The sequence below is a fragment of the Actinosynnema sp. NPDC023658 genome (assembly GCF_040639995.1).
Taxonomy (GTDB): Bacteria; Actinomycetota; Actinomycetes; order Mycobacteriales; family Pseudonocardiaceae; genus Actinosynnema.
In genome coordinates this window covers 1-3,345 of sequence record NZ_JBFAAX010000274.1, presented here as the reverse complement: position 1 = coordinate 3,345, position 3,345 = coordinate 1, and the positions used below count along the sequence as shown (strand labels likewise).

Here is a 3,345-nt window from a genome sequence, read left to right as displayed (position 1 = left end):
TTCTCGTAGTGCTAATAATGCTCAAAACCCCCCCCACTCCTCGTCAGCCGGACACCGACGTCAGCCGGACACCGACCTCGTCAGCCGGGCACCGACGACCGGGTCACCGCTGCCAGGAGAACAGCGCGTCACCCGCCGCGACCGGACCACCGGCCTGGTCGAGCACCACCTCCGGCGTCGCGTCGAGCGCGATCACCGGGCACACCGGCGCGAACCCCGCCGCCTCGACCTCGGCCGGGTCCCACGTCACCACGGGCTGCCCCGCGCGCACGACCTCGCCCTTGACCACGTGCAGCGTGAAGCCCTCGCCCTTGCGCTTCACCGTGTCGATCCCGAGGTGCACCAACACCGCCGCGCCCTCCGCGGTGGCCACGACGAACGCGTGCGGGTGCAGCGTCACGACCGTCCCGTCCACGGGGGACACCACGTCGGCGCTGACCCGGTCGGGCTCGATCGCGACCCCCGGACCCACCATGGCCTGCGCGAACACCGGGTCCGGCACCTCGGTCAGCGGCACCACGCGACCGCTGACCGGGCTGGCCACGCGCAGCGTCACAGGAGGTCCTCGATGTCGCTGGCGATCGTGTCGGCCTCGGGCCCCACGATCACCTGCACGACGTTGCCCGAACGCATCACGCCATGCGCGCCCAGTCCCTTCAAAGCCTTCTCGTCCACCAGGGAACCGTCTTCCAGCTCACAGCGCAGGCGCGTGATGCACGGCTCGATCTCCACGATGTTGTCCGCACCGCCGAGCGCGGCGAGGATCCGTTCCGCCTTGTCGTCCGCCACTTGAAGTCCTCTCTCGACACCTGGCCCGAGGGTGCCACCGCTCGGGCACGGTCCCGTAACGGCGGTTGACACCCGGTTGGCGCGCGGAGCATCCTCCCCGCACCAACTGGTCTAGACCGGAAAGTACCAATCCGGCTTTGGACGTGCACGCACCGGGGAGGTGTCATGAACCGCGCCGAGATCGTCGACGGGCCCAGGCCCAAGCACGCCCAGCTCCGCGACATCCTGCGGCGCATGGCCGAGCAGGAGCTGCCCCCCGGCTCACCGATCCCGTCCGAGCGCGACCTCGCCGAGCAGTACGGCGTGTCCCGCATCACCGTCCGCGCCGCGGTCGGCCAGCTCGTCGCTGAAGGTCTGCTGACCAGGGCGAAGGGCCGCGGCACGTTCACCGCCCGGCGGCGCATGGACGTCCAGCTGTACCTGGAGTCGTTCACCGACGACATGCGCCGGCGCGGTCTGACCCCCGCGACCGAGGTGCTGGCCTGCGCCGAGGAGCAGCCGCCGCCCGAGGCGACCACCGCGCTCGGCCTGCTGCCGGACGAACCGGCGTGCAAGCTGGTCCGCCTGCGCCGGGCGGACGGCGTGCCGCTGGCCGTCGAACGGGGCTGGTACAGCCCGCGGGTCGTGCCCGACCTCGACCGGCACGACCTCACCACCTCGCTCTACACCCTCATCGCCGACGCGTACGGGGTCCAGCTCGACCACGCGGGGCAGACCGTGTGGGCCGAGGGCGCGGACCCCGAGACGGCGAAGCTGCTGGGCGTCAGGCCCGGCACCTCGCTGCTCGTCTTCCGGCGGGTCTCCAGCTCACGAGGCAGACCCGTCGAGGACATGACCTCCTGGTACCGGGGCGATCTCTACCAGGTCACCATGCAATTGGACCGGACCGTCCCGGAATCCGGCCCGCACCACTCCGCCAAGGGAGGTACCCCATGAGCGCCAGCGCCCCACAGGCGACCGGCGGTCGTGAGATCAAGGGACTGGCCGGACTCCAGCGCTTCGGTCGCAGCCTCATGCTGCCGATCGCCGCGCTGCCCGTCGCCGCGCTCCTGTTGCGACTCGGCCAGGACGACATCCTCGGCAAGGAAGGACTTGGCTGGAACGCGGTGGCCGGTGTCATCGGCGGAGCGGGCAACGCCCTGTTCGCCAACCTGCCGCTGCTGTTCGCCGTCGGTGTGGCCATCGGCTTCGCCCGGCGCGGTGACGGTTCCACCGCGCTGGCCGCCGTGGTCGGCTTCGTGGTGACCGAGGCCGTGTTCAAGGCCATGGCGCCGCTCGTGCTGCCGCTGCCGGACGACGCGGCGGCCGACGCCAAGCAGGAGATGATCAACTACTCGGTGCTGACCGGCATCGTGGTCGGTTTGATCACCGCCGTGCTGTGGCAGAAGTACCACCGCATCAAGCTGCCCGCATACCTGGCCTTCTTCGGCGGCCGGCGGTTCGTGCCGATCCTGGTCGCGGGCGTGATGATCCCCGTCGCGGTGGTCATGGGCCTGATCTACCCGTGGTTCGACGCGGGTCTGACCTCGGTCGGCAAGGCGATCTCCGGCAGCACGATCATCGGCGCGGGCCTGTACGGCATGATCAACCGCCTGCTGCTCCCGCTGGGCCTGCACCACATCCCGAACACGTTCATGTGGCAGGTCTTCGGGGAGTACGAGGGCAAGACCGGCGACATCCAGCGGTTCTTCGCGGGCGACCCGTCCGCGGGCACGTTCATGACCGGCTTCTTCCCGATCTTCATGTTCGCCCTCCCGGCGGCGGCGCTGGCGATCGTGCACACCGCGCGGCCGTCGCAGAAGAAGATCATCGCCGGCATCATGGGCTCGGCGGCGCTGACCTCGTTCATCACGGGTGTGACCGAACCGCTGGAGTTCGCGTTCATGTTCGTGGCGTGGCCGCTGTACGTGATCCACGCGGTGCTCACCGGCACCTCGTTGGCGATCAGCAACGCGTTGGGCATCCACGACGGCTTCGGCTTCTCCGCCGGCGCCATCGACTACGCGCTGAACTTCAACATCGCGACCAAGCCCCTGCTGATCATCGTGCTCGGCGTGGTCTACGCGGCCGTCTACTACTTCCTGTTCCGCTTCGTCATCACCAAGTGGAACCTGATGACGCCGGGCCGCAACACCGACGAGGACCCGGAGGCCGACCCGAGCACGGTCGACGGTGACGGCAGGGCCGAGCGTGCGGCCGAACGGACCGCCGAGCGGGCCGCCAAGCGGAACGAGGAAGGCCGCTCGGACGCGACGGCGTCCTGAACGGCGAAGGCGAAGGACGAGAGGACGGGTCATGCCTGAGCGACGGGTCACCGTGGCGAGCAAGGTCGGGCTGCACGCGCGGCCGGCCGCACTCCTGGCGAAGGCGGCCGCCGGGCAACCGGTGAAGGTCACCATCCGCAAGGACGACGGCCAACCGGTCGAGGCGGCGAGCGTGCTGGGTCTGATGACGCTCGGCGCGATGCACGGCGACGAGGTCGTCCTGGCGGCCGAGGGCGACGGCGCGGACGCCGCGCTGGACGCCATCGCGGAGATGATCGCCACCGACCACGAC

The 3,345-nt window shown here is 70.1% G+C and carries 5 protein-coding genes; 3 read left to right on the top strand and 2 right to left on the bottom strand.

The window, feature by feature from the left end; translation table 11 throughout:
- Positions 1–103 precede the first annotated feature (103 nt).
- Positions 104–556: a PTS glucose transporter subunit IIA gene (locus tag AB0G02_RS23545; protein ID WP_360797625.1), complete on the bottom strand. Its 453-nt coding sequence runs from the start codon at positions 554–556 to the stop codon at positions 104–106.
- Positions 553–789, bottom strand: coding sequence for a PTS glucose/sucrose transporter subunit IIB (locus tag AB0G02_RS23540; RefSeq protein WP_344039249.1), 237 nt, complete (start codon positions 787–789; stop codon positions 553–555). Before AB0G02_RS23540 ends, AB0G02_RS23545 begins: the two co-directional genes overlap by 4 nt.
- 165 nt (positions 790–954) lie before the next feature.
- On the opposite strand from AB0G02_RS23540, the gene AB0G02_RS23535 reads away from it, so the two are divergent.
- The 3 genes from AB0G02_RS23535 to AB0G02_RS23525 all read left to right on the top strand — a co-directional run.
- The gene (locus AB0G02_RS23535) at positions 955–1,725 is read left to right on the top strand and encodes a GntR family transcriptional regulator (protein ID WP_360797624.1); all 771 of its coding nucleotides are present in this window, start codon (positions 955–957) and stop codon (positions 1,723–1,725) included.
- Positions 1,722–3,053, top strand: coding sequence for a PTS transporter subunit EIIC (locus AB0G02_RS23530; protein WP_360797623.1), 1,332 nt, complete (start codon positions 1,722–1,724; stop codon positions 3,051–3,053). Before AB0G02_RS23535 ends, AB0G02_RS23530 begins: the two co-directional genes overlap by 4 nt.
- 31 nt (positions 3,054–3,084) lie before the next feature.
- Positions 3,085–3,345: HPr family phosphocarrier protein (locus AB0G02_RS23525; protein ID WP_360797622.1), on the top strand; the 261-nt coding region annotated here is incomplete at its 3' end.

What these genes read in the sequence shown, in the direction of transcription:
- AB0G02_RS23535 (WP_360797624.1), top strand. Translation starts at nt 955, where the DNA reads ATGAACCGCGCCGAGATCGTCGACGGGCCCAGGCCCAAGCACGCCCAG.
- AB0G02_RS23530 (WP_360797623.1), top strand. Translation starts at nt 1,722, where the DNA reads ATGAGCGCCAGCGCCCCACAGGCGACCGGCGGTCGTGAGATCAAGGGA.